17 protein-coding genes are annotated in these 18053 nt (G+C 55.0%); 13 read left to right on the top strand and 4 right to left on the bottom strand.

What is annotated here, in order from left to right; genetic code table 11:
- Positions 1-60: 60 nt before the first annotated feature.
- The 8 genes from zwf to ACN0XZ_RS16350 all read left to right on the top strand — a co-directional run bounded on the left by zwf (position 61) and on the right by ACN0XZ_RS16350 (position 8800).
- A complete protein-coding gene (gene zwf / locus ACN0XZ_RS16385; RefSeq protein ID WP_417458878.1) occupies positions 61-1539 on the top strand; it encodes a glucose-6-phosphate dehydrogenase in 1479 nt (492 codons plus the stop codon).
- Positions 1536-2234: a 6-phosphogluconolactonase gene (pgl, locus tag ACN0XZ_RS16380; protein ID WP_417458877.1), complete on the top strand. Its 699-nt coding sequence runs from the start codon at positions 1536-1538 to the stop codon at positions 2232-2234. Before zwf ends, pgl begins: the two co-directional genes overlap by 4 nt.
- Before the next feature lie 41 nt (positions 2235-2275).
- Positions 2276-4087, top strand: a complete 1812-nt coding sequence (gene edd, locus ACN0XZ_RS16375) for a phosphogluconate dehydratase (protein WP_417458876.1) — start codon at positions 2276-2278, stop codon at positions 4085-4087.
- 2 nt (positions 4088-4089) lie between these two features.
- Positions 4090-4719, top strand: coding sequence for a bifunctional 4-hydroxy-2-oxoglutarate aldolase/2-dehydro-3-deoxy-phosphogluconate aldolase (locus ACN0XZ_RS16370; RefSeq protein ID WP_417458875.1), 630 nt, complete (start codon positions 4090-4092; stop codon positions 4717-4719).
- Between the two features lie 73 nt (positions 4720-4792).
- Positions 4793-5200, top strand: a complete 408-nt coding sequence (locus tag ACN0XZ_RS16365; RefSeq protein ID WP_417458874.1) for an MAPEG family protein — start codon at positions 4793-4795, stop codon at positions 5198-5200.
- Positions 5201-5296: 96 nt separating this feature from the next.
- Positions 5297-5827 carry a hypothetical protein gene (locus ACN0XZ_RS16360; protein ID WP_417458873.1) on the top strand — a complete coding sequence of 177 codons (531 nt, stop codon included), beginning with the start codon at positions 5297-5299 and terminating at the stop codon, positions 5825-5827.
- A complete protein-coding gene (locus ACN0XZ_RS16355) occupies positions 5827-7323 on the top strand; it encodes a sodium:solute symporter family transporter (protein ID WP_417458872.1) in 1497 nt (498 codons plus the stop codon). Before ACN0XZ_RS16360 ends, ACN0XZ_RS16355 begins: the two co-directional genes overlap by 1 nt.
- 37 nt (positions 7324-7360) lie before the next feature.
- Complete coding sequence (locus ACN0XZ_RS16350; RefSeq protein ID WP_417458871.1) at positions 7361-8800, top strand: cryptochrome/photolyase family protein; 1440 nt, start codon at positions 7361-7363, stop codon at positions 8798-8800.
- On the opposite strand, the gene ACN0XZ_RS16345 is transcribed toward ACN0XZ_RS16350, so the two are convergent.
- From ACN0XZ_RS16345 to ACN0XZ_RS16335, 3 genes are all read right to left on the bottom strand, one after another.
- The gene (locus ACN0XZ_RS16345) at positions 8797-9930 is read right to left on the bottom strand and encodes a CaiB/BaiF CoA transferase family protein (protein ID WP_417458870.1); all 1134 of its coding nucleotides are present in this window, start codon (positions 9928-9930) and stop codon (positions 8797-8799) included. The two genes, ACN0XZ_RS16350 and ACN0XZ_RS16345, sit on opposite strands and share 4 nt — an antisense overlap.
- 102 nt (positions 9931-10032) lie before the next feature.
- A complete protein-coding gene (locus ACN0XZ_RS16340) occupies positions 10033-10803 on the bottom strand; it encodes an SDR family NAD(P)-dependent oxidoreductase (RefSeq protein WP_417458869.1) in 771 nt (256 codons plus the stop codon).
- A gap of 117 nt (positions 10804-10920) precedes the next feature.
- Positions 10921-11445 carry a GNAT family N-acetyltransferase gene (locus ACN0XZ_RS16335; protein ID WP_417458868.1) on the bottom strand — a complete coding sequence of 175 codons (525 nt, stop codon included), beginning with the start codon at positions 11443-11445 and terminating at the stop codon, positions 10921-10923.
- Between the two features lie 121 nt (positions 11446-11566).
- Between ACN0XZ_RS16335 and ACN0XZ_RS16330 the strand changes: the two genes are divergently transcribed.
- The 4 genes from ACN0XZ_RS16330 to ACN0XZ_RS16315 all read left to right on the top strand — a co-directional run bounded on the left by ACN0XZ_RS16330 (position 11567) and on the right by ACN0XZ_RS16315 (position 17050).
- Positions 11567-12442, top strand: a complete 876-nt coding sequence (locus tag ACN0XZ_RS16330; protein ID WP_417458867.1) for a LysR family transcriptional regulator — start codon at positions 11567-11569, stop codon at positions 12440-12442.
- A 170-nt stretch (positions 12443-12612) separates the two neighbouring features.
- Complete coding sequence (gor, locus tag ACN0XZ_RS16325; protein WP_417458866.1) at positions 12613-13965, top strand: glutathione-disulfide reductase; 1353 nt, start codon at positions 12613-12615, stop codon at positions 13963-13965.
- A gap of 181 nt (positions 13966-14146) precedes the next feature.
- Positions 14147-15997, top strand: a complete 1851-nt coding sequence (locus tag ACN0XZ_RS16320; protein ID WP_417458865.1) for a 2-oxoacid:acceptor oxidoreductase subunit alpha — start codon at positions 14147-14149, stop codon at positions 15995-15997.
- Positions 15998-16009: 12 nt separating this feature from the next.
- Positions 16010-17050, top strand: coding sequence for a 2-oxoacid:ferredoxin oxidoreductase subunit beta (locus ACN0XZ_RS16315; protein WP_417458864.1), 1041 nt, complete (start codon positions 16010-16012; stop codon positions 17048-17050).
- 73 nt (positions 17051-17123) lie between these two features.
- On the opposite strand, the gene ACN0XZ_RS16310 is transcribed toward ACN0XZ_RS16315, so the two are convergent.
- Positions 17124-17567, bottom strand: coding sequence for an SRPBCC family protein (locus ACN0XZ_RS16310; protein ID WP_417458863.1), 444 nt, complete (start codon positions 17565-17567; stop codon positions 17124-17126).
- A 137-nt stretch (positions 17568-17704) separates the two neighbouring features.
- Here ACN0XZ_RS16310 and ACN0XZ_RS16305 point away from each other — a divergent pair, with 137 nt between their 5' ends.
- A complete protein-coding gene (locus ACN0XZ_RS16305) occupies positions 17705-18052 on the top strand; it encodes an ArsR/SmtB family transcription factor (protein WP_417458862.1) in 348 nt (115 codons plus the stop codon).
- The last annotated feature ends 1 nt before the right edge of the window (position 18053 follow it).

Below are 18053 nucleotides of genomic sequence, written 5' to 3'. Positions count from 1 at the left end.
ATTGACAGCGGTGTCAAATGAAAGTAGTGTCCGGCGCGAGTAATTTTTGGGAAGATTATAATGGTAGATGTTTTCGATTTGGTCATCTTTGGCGGTGGTGGCGATCTCTCGCGTCGCAAGCTCTTGCCTGCACTTTTTGCTGGTTTTGTTGCGGGCCGCGTGTCGGCGGATAGCCGGATATATCTGACCTCTCGTTCAGGGCTCAAGGGCTCGGTTCATGAGTGGCTCAAGGATGTATTTGGCGAATCGCAGCCAGCTTGTGACGTTAGCAAAGACGACCTGAAAACATTTTCCGGTATGGTTTCCGTAGTTGAGCTTGGCCTCACCAAGGGCGGTGAAGACTGGGAAGGCCTTAAGGCAGCGCTGGCGTGTGAAGACGACCGCCCGCTCGTGCACTTCCTTGCTATTCCGCCTGGGCTTTTCACCAGCACTTGTGAGCTCTTGGGGCAGTATGGGTTGAACGGCAAACGCGCGCGCGTCGTGCTTGAAAAACCATTGGGGCATGATCTTGCCAGTGCGCAGGCGATCAACACAGACGTGGGCCGCGCGTTTGGTGAGGACCAAACTTTCCGTATTGATCACTATCTCGGCAAGGAAGCCGTGCAAAACCTTCTGGCGCTTCGGTTCTCGAACATCCTGTTTGAAGAACTCTGGAGCGGGCGCACCATCGACCATATCCAGATCACTATTGCGGAAGATCAGGGTGTGCAGGGCCGTGCTGGGTTTTATGAAGGCACTGGTGCTATGCGTGACATGGTGCAGAACCACCTGTTGCAGCTTCTTTGCCTTGTGGCGATGGAGCCGCCAGCGCGCCTTGATGCCGATAGCATCCGGGATGAGAAACTTAAGGTTTTGAAGTCGCTCAAGCCTCTTTCAGGCGCTGAAATCGACCGCAACGTCGTGCGGGCGCAGTACCAATCTGGCGCCATGCACGGCACGGCGGTTGGCAGTTATGCTGAAGACCTTGAGCTAGAGCAACCGAGCAGCACTGAAACCTTTGTGGCGCTCAAGGCGCATATTGAAAACTGGCGCTGGGCGGGCGTTCCATTTTACCTGCGCACAGGCAAGCGCCTGCCGGACAGATTCGCTGAAATTGTGATCCAGTTTAAGCCGGTACCCCATGCGCCGCACCCCAACTGGGGCTCGAACCTCAGCCCGAACCGTTTCATTATTCGCCTGCAGCCGGAAGACCATCTGGCGCTTCGCATGATGGTGAAAAACCATTCCGCCAAGTCTGAGGCGCTCAAGGAAGTTGAGATGAACCTCGATGTGACGGGTGATGATGTTATCCGCCTCGGGCCATATCTCAGGCTGATCCTGGATGCCGCGCGCGGTGACCAGAGCCTCTTTGTTCACCGCGATGAGGTGGAGCATGCATGGCGCTGGGTCGACCGGATTATTGAGCACTGGGACAACTCAGGCGAACCCCCTGAAAGCTATCAGGCTGGCACATGGGGCCCCTATGAAGCACATGATCTGATGACCCGTGATCGCCGTGAATGGTTCCATGAAACCAGTGGCCGGAAGGTAGGCAAGTGATAAGCTGGCGCACCTTTGAAACCCGTGCCGAAATGGTGGACGCGCTTGAGGAAGATACCTCGGAAGCGTTGATGCGCGCGATCAAGAAACAGGGGCGCGCGGCGTGGGCCGTCTCAGGTGGCTCCACCCCCAAGCCGCTATTTGAAGCCATGGCGGAAGCGCCGCTTGCGTGGGAAGATATTCAGGTTGCGCTTGTTGACGAGCGCTGGGTAGATTTGGATCACCCGCGCAGTAATGAGGCGTTTATGCGGGGCGCGCTTGAGCGCGACCTGGCCACAGAAGCTCACTTTGTTGGCATGAAAACCAAACACAAAGACCCGTTTGACGCGGTGGCAGATGTGAACAAGCGCTACTCTGGCTTGTCACTGCCCTTTGCCAGTGTGCTATTGGGCATGGGGCCAGATGGTCATACGGCTTCGCTCTTCCCGGATGCGGAGGGGCTTGAAGATGCGATGGCAACAACAAACATGTTACCTTGTGCGGCGCTGCGCGCAAAAAAGAGCGCTGTTACGGGTGATGAGCTTGACCGCATGAGCTTGACGGCAGCCGCGATTGCGGGCGCCAAACATATCGCCCTGATGATCACGGGTGATGAGAAGAAACAAGTGCTTGAACGTGCGCTGGCGACAGATACACATCTGCCAATTGCGCGCCTCGCCCAAATGGCTGACATAACTGTATACTGGGCGCCCTGAGTTTCGGGTGTACCCGCTGTCTGTAACGACGGGAGCGTAACATGACCCATCCAAGACTAGCTGAAATTACCGCGCGTGTGCACAAGCGGTCCGAGAAAAGCCGCGCCGCTTATCTCGCGAACATTCAGGCCATGCGGGACGCCGGGCCTGCGCGCCCGCATCTTTCTTGTGGCAACCTGGCCCACGCCATCGCTGCCTGCTCGGAAGCTGAAAAAGAAAAGCTGATGCAGGAAGGCATGGTCAATATCGGCATTGTCAGCGCCTACAACGACATGCTGTCCGCGCACCAGCCCTATCATCAGAAGCTGGATGAGGTGAAAAGCGCTGTAATAGCCGCCGGTGGTGTTGCGCAGATGGCGGGCGGTGTTCCTGCCATGTGTGACGGTGTGACCCAGGGCCAGCCGGGTATGGAGATGTCGCTCTTCAGCCGAGAAGTGATTGCCATGGCGACCGGGATTGCCATGAGCCACAATGTATTTGACGGCGGGCTTCTCTTTGGTATTTGCGACAAGATCGTGCCGGGCCTTCTTATTGGTTCCATAGCGTTTGGCCATCTGCCCTTTGTGTTTGTGCCAGCGGGCCCAATGCCCACAGGTATCTCGAATGGCGAGAAGGCCAAGGTGCGGCAACAGTTTGCCAAGGGCGAAGTGGGGCGTGACGAGCTGCTGCAAAGTGAAAGCCGCGCATACCACAGCCCCGGCACTTGTACTTTTTATGGCACGGCAAACTCTAACCAGATGATGCTGGAAATGATGGGCTTGCAACTGCCGGGCAGTAGTTTCTTCGCGCCGGGTAACGGTGTACGTGAGGCGCTGGATGTGGCGGCATCTGAGCGTATTGTGGCGTTGGCTGAGGCGAAGAACGGTATTGGCCTTGCCGAAATGGTTACGGTTGAATCGGTGATCAACGGCGCTATCGGCCTGCTCGCGACCGGTGGGTCCACAAATCATACGCTGCATATTGTGGCCATTGCGGCGGCAGCAGGTATCCAACTCACCTGGCAGGATTTTGCTGACTTGTCTGAGATTATACCGCTGCTTGCGCGGGTGTATCCAAACGGCACCGCAGATGTGAATGCCTTCCACGAAGCAGGCGGCACGCCCTTTGTGATCAAGGAGCTGCTTTCCGCCGGGTTGTTGCATGAGGATGTGGAAACCATCCTTGGTCGCGGCCTGCGGCCATTCGGTGAAATGCCTGCCCTTGTTGGGGGCAAGCTCACCTGGCGTCTCTCACCTGACCAGCCGGGCGACGAGATGATCCTGCGCAAGGTTCATAACCCCTTCCAGCCCACTGGTGGTTTGGCGGTGTTCAATGGCGCGCTTGGAGAAGCGGTCATGAAGGTCTCCGCCGTGAAGCCGGAGCACAGGTTTATTGAAGCACCAGCGATTGTGTTTGAAGATCAGGATGATCTTCTGAAAGCCTATAAGGCCGGGGAATTGGAGCGCGATTTTATTGCGGTTATCCGCTTCCAAGGGCCAAAAGCGAACGGCATGCCTGAGCTTCATAAACTTACACCAAGCCTTGGTGTGCTGCAGGACAAGGGTTTCAAGGTCGCGCTTGTGACTGATGGCCGTATGTCGGGCGCATCAGGCAAGGTGCCTGCGGCGATCCATGTAACGCCGGAAGCAGCAAATGGTGGCCCGATCGCCCGTGTGCAGCACGGTGATATGATCCGCCTTGATGCGGAGAACGGTACGCTGGAGCTATTGGTTGATAAGGATGAGTTTGAAAAACGCACGCCATCAAGCGGCCTTCAAACGCCTGAAACATTTGGGCGCAATCTTTTCTCTGGAATGCGTAGCCTTGTCGGCTTAGCAAGCGGTGGGGCCTCTGTTTTTGCGGGATGGGAATAATTATGTCTGACGTTGTTGCGGTACTCAAAAAATCGCCGGTTATCCCGGTTCTGGCGTTCGTGAACGAAGAAGAGGCGGTGAATGTCTGCCGTGTGCTTTTTGATGAGGGTCTGAGTGTGCTCGAGATCACTCTCCGTCATCCGACCGCGCTTGCCGCCATCAATACCGTAAAGCAGGACCTGCCTGATGATGCCTGTGTTGGCGCGGGTACTGTGATCACCCCTGACCTTGCTGAAGCATCAATTGAAGCGGGGGCGGAATTTGGTGTGAGCCCTGGGCTGACGCCGGAACTGGCGGCGGCTGTAAAACGGCTGAACTGGCCGTTCTTGCCGGGTATTGCCACGCTCTCGGAAGCCATGCAGGCGCGGGAATGGGGCTTTGAGGCGCTGAAATTTTTCCCGGCCAATATTTCAGGCGGCACGGGCTTCCTCAAGGCGGTTGGCAGTGTGCTGCCCGACCTCACCTTTTGCCCGACGGGCGGTATCTCGGTTGATACAGCCCCTGATTACCGTGCGCTGCCCAATGTTGCGACAGTAGGCGGCTCGTGGATCACCCCGCGCAGCAAGGGCGGTGATATTGATCTTGGCCTCGTGCGCGAACTTGCCCGCACAGCAGTGGAATCAGCGCTTTAAGGCTACATTTTTCGTTGTTTTTTTGCCCTGCGCCTTGTTTGATAGCTTTGTGATCTGGAGGGGAGCAGGGCGCATGGGCAATATACCACTCACTATTCTATACACTGGCCTTTTTGGGCTGTTGATGGCGATCCTGTCAATCAGGGTATCCTTTGCACGCGCTCGGGCGGATATCGAGTTTGGTGATGGTGGCAAGCCTGACCTCACCACCCGAATCCGTGTGTTTGGAAACTTTACGGAGCATGTGCCCATCATGCTTGGAATGTTTCTGGTGCTTGAGCTTGCACACACACGCCCGCTTTTGCTTCACGGGCTTGGTACGGGGCTTTTGCTGGTGCGTATCATTCACGCGGTCTGTCTGAAAGTGGAGAGCCCACCAACACCGTGGCGGCGCATGGGGCGGTTTGTATCCGCGCTCGGGACCTGGCTGATCCTCCTAACCATGAGTTTGCTGCTCATCAAGCCGTATATACTAAGATAAAATTGAACGATCGTTGAAAAATCAACATCTGGCCTATTGACCGAAGCATCCAAAGACCACTAGGCTCGCTTCCGAACAGGTGGAGGGGAGGCCATCGTGAAAGCCATACATCTTGCGTTTGCGTTTCTGCTGGCGATTGCCGGTATCACGATTTTTATATTGATGAGTGACCCACCATCAGGGGCTGTTGGTGTTGCCCATGAAACTATCCCGGGCATGAAACTTGGTGGTGATGGTGCCGCAAGGCTCGCGACGATCGGGCTGGCTCCCTTCTACTTCCAGATCGCTGTGATCGCCTTTGCTGGCACGCTTCTCTATATGGGCGTGGCTGAAGGCAGGCGAGACACCACGCTCCGGCTTACGCTGGCGGCATTCACAGGTATCGCCATGTTTGTCTGGTACATGCTCTATAGCGGCTACGAGGCGTATCTTGAAACCGGCCAGACAGATGTTGTGTTTGGTTTTCCGGTACCTGCGAACTGGATGTTCTGGGGCATTTGGGGGAGCTTTGTGGTCTTTGATCTGTTTTATGTGTTTGCCTTTCGTCGGTATTTCCTACCCGCTGAAGATGAAGCTGCTTTCCACGCCCTTGTGGAAGAGTTGAAGGCGGAAGAGGGGGCTGAGTGATGGAAGAGTTTCGTCAGGCGATCATTCTTGGCTGTGTTGCGCTTTATATGGTGATGTGTATCTGGGTGGGCCTATGGGCGATGCGCCGGACCAAGTCTGCGGGTGACTTTTTTGTGGCCGGACGCGGCCTTGGCCCCGTTGTTGTCAGCCTCGCTGTTTTCTCCTCCACATTGTCCGGCTTTGGGTTTGTGGGCGGGCCGGGCCTCGTGTATGCCACCGGGCTCAGTTCTATCTGGATGGCGGTTTGTTCCGCCCTTGGATACGCAACCGGCTTTTACCTGATTTCCAAACGTATCCGCATGGTGGCCGAGGTGCGGGATACCATGTCGCTCCCGGACGTTGTGTTCGCTCGTTACAGCAGCGAAACGGCCCGCCTGTTAACCGCGGGCACCATCCTTCTCGGGGTTCTCGGGTATCTCGCAACCCAGATCCTGGCGATGGCGCTGGTGTTGCAGTCCATTTTATCAGCCACCGAGACACTTGCTGATATCAGCCTGATCGCTTGTGTAGTGATCTCAAGTGCGGTGCTGATCTTCTACTGCGTGACAGGTGGTATTATCGCGTCTGTCTATACAGACCTCGTGCAAGGCATCGTCATGATTGTCTCGGGTGCGCTGGTGGTGATGACAGCCGCGAGTGTGTTTGATGGCGGACTCGCGGAAGTGAGCCAGATCCTCCTTGAAAAAGACGGTGAGAGCATCATGCCCTTTGGCACGCTTGGCACCATGGCATCGCTCAGTTGGTTTTTCCTCTTTGGTCTTGGGCTCGCAGGCCAGCCTCACGTGGCAACCAAGATGATGATGAACCGTAATTTGAGCGACAACCGCATCATCCTGCCCATGACCATATTCGGCTACGCCATTGCGGCGATGCTCTGGATATCTGTGGGCGTGGTGATGCGCGCGCTTGTGCTTGGTGATGTGGCGATGCCGCTTGGCGCGCCGGATGAGGCTGCACCTGCATTTCTTTCCACATATGCGCACCCGCTTCTGGCGGGCATTGTGTTCGCGGGGCTTTTTGCGGCGATCATGTCGACAGCAGACGGTTTTTTGAACATTGGCGCTGCGGCTATCATTCACGATATCCCAAAGGCGATCAGGGGGCGCTCGCTTGACAATGAACTGTTCTGGGCGCGCGTTGCCACCATCGGGCTTTCGGTTCTATCCGCGGGCTTCGCGCTCTATAGCTACTATGGCAGCAACGCGCTTGTAGCAATCCTTGGGGCGTTTGGCTGGGGTACGTTTGCGGCGGCACTGGTGCCAGTTGTGCTCATAGGTCTTAACTGGAAACAAGCCAGCGCGCGGGCGGCCGTTATCGCCATCACCTCAAGCCTTGCTATCAACCTGAGTATCCAGTTGTTTGGGGTTTCAATACCTTATGCGATATCGCCCGGTTTCCTTGCCATGCTCACCTCACTGATCCTCTTTATCGGGGTGTCTTTGATGGAGAAACCGAAGCCACTTCCAAAAGATATTGATCGGATCATGGATCTCTGACGTAAAACCCTCATGGTGAAACCATGAGGGGTCTTGTGTGAGTTCGATTTTAGTGTTGATGGCCGGTTCGCTTCGGCTTGATGACAACCCGGCGTTATTGGCTGCGTGCAAATCGGGCCGGCCGGTGCTACCTGTCTTTATTCTTGATAACGAAAACGCGGGCACATGGGCGGCGGGCGGCGCGCGCCGTTGGTGGCTCTTGCAGTCATTGATTGAGCTTGACGAACGCCTGAAAGCCATGGGCAGCATGCTTGTCATCAGGTCCGGCAATACATGCGATATTGTTGGTGCACTGTTGCGGGAGAGCGCGGCGGATGCGGTGTATATGAACCGACTCTATAGCCCCTCGGGCCGGAAACTGCAGGAAACGCTCCATGAAACCTGCACAGCTGCCGGTGTGGAATGCAGGCGGTTTAGCGGGAACCTGTTGCTTGAGCCTGAGCATATCGTCACAAAAACCGGCAAACCCTATGAAGTGTTTTCTCCTTTCTGGCGGCAGGCAAAAGAGTTGATCGGGACGCTCTACGCCTATGATGCACCGAGCGATATACCCTCACCGCCAGTTTGGCCGGAAAGCAATGACATTGACACTCTGGGGCTTGAGCCAAAACCCGCTTACTGGGCAAAACCTATCGTTGAGGCATGGCAGCCGGGCGAAACGACCGCACTTGAGAGGCTCGACTATTTTCTGGATGAGATTGCCTCCGGTTATGCCCGTGCGAGAGATGTGCCTGGGGTTGATGGAACATCCCGTCTGTCGCCTTATCTGGTGGACGGGGAAATCAGTGTCAGGCGCATTTGGGCGCAAAGTCTCGCCGCTGCAGACGCGAATCCCTTAGCCAGCAATGGTATCCATGCCTTCTTGCGCGAACTTGGGTGGCGTGATTTCAGCACGCACCTGCTGTTCCATTTCCCTGAGATGCCTGAGCGTCCGCTCAAGGCCAACTTCAACCGTTTCCCTTGGCAGCACGGTGAGGGGGGTGTGGTTACCTCGTGGCAAAAAGGTAAAACCGGCTTTCCGATTATAGACGCTGGCATGCGGCAGCTTAGGCAAACAGGCTGGATGCATAACCGGGTACGCATGATTGTGGCGTCTTTTCTGGTAAAAGACCTTCTGTGGCACTGGCGGGACGGAGCCAACTGGTTTTGGGATACGCTCGTGGACGCAGATCTCGCGAACAATTCCGCGAGCTGGCAATGGGTTGCAGGGTGTGGCGCGGATGCGGCGCCATATTTTCGTATTTTCAACCCCGTGCTGCAGGGCGAAAAATTCGACAAACGCGGGGCGTATATTCGTGAATTTGTGCCGGAGCTGGCCGCGTTGCCGGATGCCTATATCCATAAGCCGTTTGAAGCTCCCCGTGAGGTATTGGAAGCGGCGGGGATTACCCTTGGCAAAGACTATCCTGTCCCCGTCATCGACAGAAAAGCCTCTCGAGAACGGGCACTTGCAGCCCTCGCACGGACGAAAGACTAACCGATCTTGCCAGCTTGCTTCAGGGTCTGGATAGCCGCTGCGCTGTATCCGGCTTGCAACAGAAGCTCGTCCGTATCCGCCCCCTTAACTGCGGGGCCGTGAGCCACTTCAGGCTCCGTGCGGGAGAAGCGCGGTGTGGGAGCAGGCTGGCGAAGGCCGTCAACCTCAATAAAGCTTTCCCGAGCCTGATTATGCGGGTGTTTATGCGCCTCCCAGAACGGTAGTATGGGCGCAAAACAAGCGTCTGTGCCGTCCAGCAGTTGCTGCCATTCCTCCAGTGTTTTGCCTTTAAAAATTTCCGCCAGCTCAGTCTTGAGAGCGGGCCATTCGCCGGGGTTCAGGTGGTTCTGCATCCAGCTGCTATCAAGCCCGGTTTTGTCTACGAACACTTGCATGAAATGCGGCTCGAAGGCGCCGAGGCTTACATACTTGCCGTCGCTGGTCTCAAACGTGCCATAGAAATGTGCGCCACCGTCCAGCAGGTTTGCACCGCGCATGGGCGCCCAGCGGTGGTTGGCAAGCATAGAGTGGAAGATGGACATCAGGACAGAAGAGCCTTCGACCATACTGACATCAATGGCCTGCCCTTTCCCTGACGTTTGAGCCTCCAGAATGCCGCAGACCAGCCCGAAAGCGAGCATCATGCCGCCACCGCCATAGTCGCCAACCAGATTGAGTGGTGCGGTTGGCGGGCCGCTCGCAGGCCCCATGGCATGCAGGGCGCCGGAAAGGGCTATATAGTTGATATCGTGGCCTGCGGTTTTGGCAAGCGGGCCAGTTTGCCCCCAGCCTGTCATGCGGCCATAGACAATTTTAGGATTGACCTCCAGGACATCATCCGGCCCGAGGCCCAGCTTTTCCATGACACCAGGGCGGAAGCCTTCAAAGAGCGCATCGGCACTTTCACATAGTTTGAGGAAAGCAGTGCGTCCTTCTTCGGACTTAAGATCAAGGGCGATGGAGCGTTTGCCGCGGCGGTTGATATCAACCTTCATTTCCATGGGCGAAGGTGGGCCGGGCCGGTCAACGGCAATCACCTCCGCGCCCATGTCAGCCAGCATCATGCCCGCGAATGGGCCGGGTCCAATGCCAACAAGCTCCAGAATGCGTATGCCTTTGAGTGGTCCCACGGTTCTCATCTCCCTATAGCTCGTGCATTTCGTCATCTAGAGCGGGTGGGGATGTTGTCTAGGGGATATGGCGCGGCTGGGCCACGCCATTCCAGTGTGCTCTTATTTAGGGGCCATGCGGGCGGCGGCATCCATGCGGATTGTTTCACCGTTCAGGTAGGCGTTTTCAACGATATGGCCGGCAAGCTTGGCGTATTCTTGCGGCATGCCAAGGCGTTTCGGGAATACCACCTGATTGGTCAGGCTTTCCACAGCAGCTTCCGGCAGGCCATCAAAAAGAGGGGTGTGGATGAAGCCCGGCGCAATGGTCATTACCCGAATGCCTTGACGGGAAAATTCACGCGCTGCAGGCAGGGTAAGCCCCACGATGCCACCTTTGGATGCGGAATATGCGGCTTGGCCGATCTGTCCCTCGAATGCAGCAACTGATGCAGTGTTGATAATCACACCGCGCTCACCATCCGCATTTGCCGTGTTGGCCTGCATGGCTTCAGCGGCCTGCGCCAACACATTGTAGCTGCCGATCAGATTGATGCCGATCACCTTGCGGAAATGGTCCATCGGGAAACGGTTGCCATCCCGGTCGATAATTTTTTGTGGGTTGCCGATGCCTGCACAGTTCACGGCGATATCAACGCTGCCGTATTTCTCTTTGGCGATATTGATGGCATTTGCGACAGCGGCTTCGTCTGTTACGTCTGTGTTCACGTAGGTAACAGCGCTGCCGAGGCTAGCTTCAAGCTCTGCGCCCAGCTTGTCATTGAGGTCAAGAATAACAGCGTTGGCACCGTTTTTTACAAAATGCTCAACGGTTGCGCGACCAAGGCCGGATGCGCCGCCGGTTACGAGCGCGGTTTTGCCGGAAATATCCATCGGGGAAGCTCCAAATATTTATGTTGCGGCGCAGCATATAGGTGGGGATATGCGAAATCAAGCTTGCAGCCGCTATGCCGACTGCAAGCCATTGCACGGGATGGATATCCGGCTTTGTCAGGTAGTGATAGTGAAGATCTTGGTTGGATTTTCGTTGCCGGGCAAAATTTCATCCCGATCGAAACGGAACCCCAGTTTTTCTATAAGCCCAATGGAGCGCACATTGTGGGGAGACACGAGTGCTTGAACGCATTTGTGCCCTTGTACAGTGGTGGCGTGCTCAAGGCTCGTGAGCGCGGCTTCATAGCCGTAGCCCTTTGAGGTATAGTCTGACAGAAACGCGAAGCCGATGTCCGGTTCTTCAAAGTAGGGGCGTTTTACCAGGCCGCAGACACCAATGGGCTCGCCGCCGTCTTTCAGTTCCACGATCAGCATGCCGATGCCGTATACGCGGTAACTACCGATGAAATTTTCTGCGATGTAGCTGCGGGCGTCGTCCAGGGTGCGTAGCTTTTTGTCCCCGATAAATTCAAGAAATGCAGGGTCGTTATAAATAGAAAGTGCAAAAGTCGCGTCGTCCAGCGTTGCTTCCCTCAGACGGAGGCGTTCCGTCTCTAGTGTTTCAAGTTTTTTATCCGCCATTACATATCCTCGCTGTCGCGGTGAAGTGGGCACTGTTGTCGCCCTGACAGTATGAAGGCTTTATCATGATGTGAAATGATAGTATCTCACAGATGAATGAATAAGATTCATGGATAAGGTTATGGATAGAATACCACCTCTCAAGGCAGTCAGGGCTTTTGAAGCAACTGCGAGGCACCTGAGTTTTAGCCGCGCTGCGGATGAACTCTGTGTAACCCAAAGTGCTGTCAGCCATCAGGTGCGTGCGCTTGAGGACTTCCTTGGTAAAAAGCTACTGGTGCGGAACGGTAAGCAGGTCTCGTTAACGCTGGAAGGCGATACATTCCAGTCGGTGGTGGGAGACTGTTTTAGCCGAATGGCCTCTGTCACGGATCACCTAACCGGCAAGCAGAAGGTCAGTCTCAGGATCATGGCGCAAACCTCTGTTGCATCAGAATGGTTGGTCGCGCGGATGCACGACTTTAACTCGGCCTACCCAGAAGTTGTGACACGGCTCGACACCTATGTAATGGCACATAGCTTTGACGCGGACGATTATGACGTGTTGATCGGTGCGTGGCCCGCGCCTGAGGGGTTTGTGACGCGGAAGTTGAATGATGGACGGTGGTATCCCGTGTGCGCACCGTCGGTACATAAGCAGATCGACCCCAAAGATGCCGCCTCAATCCTGCAGTGGCCACTCTACAGCACTGAGGAGGGCGCAGACTGGACTCTGTGGATGCAGCACCTGGGCCTTCGTCCCCCTACGACGCTTGATATCAGGCACTATAATCTTGCTCTTATTTCAGCGCGTGCCGCTGTGGATGGTTTTGGCATTGCGCTCAGTAATGATCTTGTCGCCGACAGGTTGGTGAAAGTTGGTGACCTGATCCCCTTGAAGCAGTTCAGCTATTCGCTGCCCTGGGGGCAATATTATGTGCACTATCGCAGCGATCGACATAACAAAAACCATACAATTGCTTTTACGGAGTGGCTCGAGGCAACTGCTCGGAAATAGGCATTTCTGGGGTAGGGATTGGCGCGCCATCATATTATTGTGATGCGCTCAGAAGATGCGCCATATTGGTTTATGAAGGCTCGGCACCATATTCAGAAGCCAGAAAACGGTTGAACCAGAACTAATAATATTGCAAATGCAACATTATATCTATCAAGGGAAAGTGCTCCATGGAGTTTGATTACGACCTTTTTGTTATCGGCGCAGGGTCCGGCGGTGTGCGGGCGAGCCGAATTGCTGCAGGCTTTGGGGCGCGGGTCGCTGTGGCAGAAGAATTTCGTGTCGGCGGTACCTGTGTGATCAGGGGCTGTGTGCCGAAGAAACTTCTCGTTTATGCCTCTCATTTTTCTGAAGACTTTGAAATGGCTAAGGGGTTTGGCTGGCGCGTTGGGGAGACCAGCTTCGACTGGAAAACACTGATTGCGCGGAAGGACGCAGAGATTGACCGGTTGAACGGCCTTTATATCAAAACCCTTGAAGGTGCGGGTGTAGAGATCCTCAATGGCCGAGCAACCGTAACAGGCCCCAATAGTGTCGAGATTGGTGGTAAAGAGATTACCGCCAAGACTATTCTGGTGGCGGTTGGCGGTTGGCCGCAGATGCCAGATGTGCCCGGGATTGAGCACGCTATTTCATCGAATGAAGCACTGCACCTGGAAGAACAGCCAAAGCGCATCGTGATTGTGGGTGGCGGGTATATTGCTGTTGAGTTTGCCGGCATTTTCCATGGTATGGGCTCGGAAGTGATCCAGCTTTATCGCAGTGAGCAGATTTTGCGAGGCTTTGATGATGACCTGCGGGATAGATTAGCAACTGAGATGCGCGCCAAGGGCATTGACCTGCGCACCAACACAAACGTCACAAAAATAGAAAAATCTTCCACGGGTGTGACGCTTACGTTGACCGACGGCACAACGCTTGAAGCGGATGCTGTGATGTATGCCACAGGCCGCGTACCCAAAACCGATGGGCTTGGCCTTGATGCAGCGGGTGTGGAGCTCGGACGGGGTGGGGCTGTTAAGGTAGATGCTTACGGCAAAACGAACGTGGACAGCATTTATGCTGTTGGTGACGTGACAGACCGGGTGCAACTGACCCCAGTCGCGATCAAGGAAGGGCACGCCTTTGCGCTTACGGTGTTTGGCAATGCACCAACATCGCCGGAGCATGATGCGGTGCCGAGCGCTGTGTTTTCGCAGCCGCCAATTGGTACAGTGGGGTTGAGCGAGGCCGAGGCAAAAGCAAAATATGATGCTGTCGAGGTATATACATCCGACTTCCGTCCGATGAAGCATACGCTCGGTGGCTCAGACGAGCGCGCATTTACCAAATTGATCGTTGACAAAACAACCGACAAAGTGATTGGTGCGCACATGATTGGCGCAGACGCGGCAGAGATCATTCAGGGCATTGGTATTGCCGTTAAGGCGGGCCTGACCAAGGCACAGTTCGATACTACCGTTGCAGTGCATCCTTCAAGCGCAGAGGAATTTGTGCTGATGCGGACGCCGCGCGCGAGCTAGAAATAGGTTTTGAGAATATGATTAGAATTATATTCTCAAAATAGATGCGTTTCATGCGTATGATAGAAAAAGTTCTTCGTGTTTTGGCTTGAAGATCGTTATTTGTATCGCACATGTGACAAAGAGCATTGACAGCGGGCGTGACTAGGAGTTGCCTGCGGACTTGAAGGAAAAGTAATCCATGGCTTCTGACGTACAGGTTTTGGAATCGGCGGTTGTCCGTTTTGCGGGCGATAGCGGCGACGGCATGCAGTTGACCGGCAGCCAGTTCACGACCTCGACCGCATTGTCTGGCAGCGACCTTGCCACCTTCCCGGATTTCCCGGCTGAGATCAGGGCGCCTGCGGGTACCACTTTTGGTGTTTCCGCTTTCCAGATCAACTTTGGTGCCAAGTCGATCAAGACCGTGGGCGACAGGCCCGACGTGCTGGTGGCCATGAACCCTGCGGCACTTAAGGTGAATCTGGACACGCTTCGCCCGGGTGGGTTGCTCGTTGTTGATACTGGGTCGTTCACCAAGCGGAACCTGCAAAAAGCCGGGTATGACGTTGACCCCGTTGGCACGCATGAGCTGGATGCCTATCAGGTGATCGAGCTTGATATCTCCAAGCTGACGCTGGAGGCGGTGAAAGAGTTCGGCCTTGGTAATAAAGAGGCCCTGCGCTGTAAGAATATGTGGACGCTCGGCATGATGCTCTGGATGTTCAGCCGCAAGCGTGAGCCCGTTATTGACTGGCTTGAGAAAAAATTTGCCAAGAAACCTGATATAGCAGCCTCCAACGTTGCGGCGCTTAATGCTGGGCACGCTTTTGGTGAGACGGCTGAGCTTTCTGCCACCTTCAAGCGCTACCAGATCGGTGCAACGCATTCTGAACCCGGGACCTATAAAACAGTGACCGGGAGCCAGGCGCTGTCATGGGGTGTGGCTGCAGGCGGTGAGCTTGCGGGCCTTCCTATCGTGCTTGGTTCCTACCCGATCACGCCAGCGTCTCCCATCCTGCACACGCTTTCAAACATGAAAGAACTGGGTGTGGTGACCTTTCAGGCGGAAGACGAGATCGCGGCAATCTGTGCGGCCATTGGTGCGGCATACGGTGGGGCGCTTGGTGTGACCAGCTCATCAGGCCCCGGTATTGCCCTAAAGGGTGAGGCGCTTGGGCTTGCGATCTCAACCGAGCTGCCGGTGCTTGTTATCAATAGCCAGCGCGGTGGTCCGTCCACTGGCTTGCCGACAAAAACTGAACAGTCCGACCTTTACCAGGCGATCTATGGCCGCAATGGTGATGCGCCGCTGCCGGTTATCTCGACCCGTAGTCCGGGCGACTGTTTTGAAGCTGCGATAGAGGCTTGTCGTCTTGCGGTTAAATATATGACGCCGGTGATGCTGCTGACTGACGGTTTTATCGCGAACGCAGCAGAGCCTTGGAAGCTGCCTGATCTGGACGCTATCGAGCCGTTCACCGTGAAGTTTGCGGAAGCTCCGGAAGAAGGGCTTGAGTTCAACCCGTTCAAGCGGGACGAAAAAACGCTGGCACGTCATTGGCCGAAGCCAGGTGTTAGCGGAACCGAACACCGTATTGGCGGTATCGAGAAGAGCTATAACACCGGTCATATTTCCTATGACCCTGAGAACCACCAGAAAATGACGGATACGCGTGCGGCCAAAATTAATGGCATCGCCCACGATATCCCGGCGCAGGACGTGGACCAGGGCGAAGAAAAGGGCACGCTTGCCGTTGTCGGGTGGGGCTCAACCTATGGCCCGATTTCGGAAGCCGTTAAGGCCGCGCGTGCCGATGGCCTGAAGGTTTCGCATATTCATATCCGCTACCTTCATCCGTTCCCCGCTAATTTGGGTGACCTTCTGGCTGGATTTGATAAAATCATCGTGCCGGAGATGAACACAGGGCAGCTTAAAACCGTGCTTCGGGACAAGTTCCTGATTGATGCCAAGCCGCTGAATAAAGTCTCAGGCCAGCCGTTCAAAATCCAGGAAATCCTGGATGCGATCCGCGCTGAAGCCAGCAATTAGGGAGTAGGTGCCATGAATGAATTGAGCGCCCCCAAAAAAGATCTGACGATTAAAGATTTCACGAGTGATCAGGAGGTACGCTGGTGCCCGGGTTGCGGTGACTATGCTATCCTCAAGTGCATGCAGCGCACGCTGCCTGAAATGGGCGTCACTCGCGAAAACACAGTGTTTGTGTCGGGTATCGGCTGCTCAAGCCGCTTCCCCTATTACATGGATACATATGGCTTCCACACTATCCACGGGCGCGCGCCTGCGGTGGCCACCGGACTGAAGCTCGCGAACCCTGAGCTTGATGTATGGGTGGTGACAGGGGACGGTGACGGCCTCTCGATTGGTGGTAACCACCTTATGCACGCGCTCCGGCGGGATGTGGACCTGAATATCCTGTTGTTCAACAACAAGATTTACGGCCTTACCAAAGGGCAGTATTCCCCAACATCAGATTTGGGTACCCGTTCACCTTCCACACCGCAGGGCTCTGTTGACCCGGCGCTGAACCCGATCAGCTTCGCACTCGGCTCCGGTGCCCACTTTGTGGCGCGTACAGTGGACACGGCGCAGAAACATATGCCGGGCGTGTTCAAACGCGCGCATGCGTTCAAAGGTGCGTCCTTTGTTGAGATTCTGCAGAACTGTATCGTCTACAACGATTCCGCCTGGCAGGGGATTACCGAAAAGAGCGTTGCGGCTGATAAGCAGCTGCTGCTTGAACATGGCCAGAAGATGCTTTTTGGTGCAGAGGGTAACAAGGGTATCCGCTTCAACCCGCAGGTATTTGCTTTGGAAGTTGTTGTGGTTGGTGAAAACGGCATCACGGAAGATGATATTCTGACCCATGATGAAACCAATCTGCAGCTTGCTCGTATGCTTGGTGAGCTTGGTGGCAACCCGAATGAGCCGATGGCGATGGGTGTGCTTTATGCTCGTCAGGCAGACCATAGTTATACCGACGCAGTGATCGGGCAGATGCAGGCCGTGAAAGGCAACACCACACTCAAGAAGCTGATGTATGGTGGCCAAACTTGGCAGGTGAGTGAGACGATCACCTCCTGACGCGAATAACCATTCTAATGAAAAGCCCGGCTGGTATGCCGGGCTTTTTTTGTTCTCGCTGCAGTCGGCTCGGTTACATGCCTGTGGCTTCAATTTTGAGATCGTTGGGGAAGGGGCGACCGCTGCCCATCTCCACATAGTCCTTCAGGCTGAGCATGAACGTGGCCCACTTCATTGAACAGTGATGGAAAAACGGTCCTTCATCGGCCCAGCCGATGTGGCGGAACATCACTTGGTTGTGCTCATCTTCCTGAATGATTTTAAATTCAATTTGAGTGCCAACCCACTCATCAGGACCACCGACAACTTCCCACAGCACCCCATTTTCGTCACACTCGTCTACTCGCATGTCAAAGCCGCCGTTGTCGCCAAAGCGGAAGGCAACTTCACCGCCTTTTACCGCCTCACCGCTCGTGCCTTCCGTCCACCATGCCGCAAGGCCTTTCACTGTGGTTAGAGCATCGATAAGTTTGTCGTGCGATGCTTTGGTTCCGAAAGTTAAACAGATATTCGCCATGTTATGTCTCCTCTAGCTGGCTATCTGCTGCCAATTCTAGAGGCCCAGGATGGGTATAAAACCATATTTGCGAAAATATATAAAAATTATAATATATTGAAATATATTGATTTAATTGAATTGATGATAGATAAATCTTGTTATATTTTCCATATATGGAAAATGAAGATCATCTGGATGCAGTGTTTATGGCACTCGCTGATCAACGGCGGAGGGCGATGCTTGCCGAGCTTGCTGCCGGTCCTCGTTCAATCGGCGACCTCGCAAACCTTGGCGGTTGGCGCATGAGCGCGGCATCCAAAAATGTCGCTGTTCTCGAGGCGGCAGGTCTGGTGCTGAAGTCACGTCAGGGCCGCGAGGTTTACTGCCATATGAACTTTGATGCCTGGCGTGCGGTTGCCAGTTATATTGCGCTCCACGCCAAGTTCTGGGCAGGGCGGCTGGATGAGCTTGAGGCTTATATAAAAGAAGCAGGGGGAGAGTGAG

Source organism: Kordiimonas sp. (assembly GCF_048264555.1).
Lineage (GTDB): Bacteria > Pseudomonadota > Alphaproteobacteria > Sphingomonadales > Kordiimonadaceae > Kordiimonas.
Note: the sequence above shows the minus strand (reverse complement) of the source record. Positions and strands in the feature narration are given on the sequence as shown.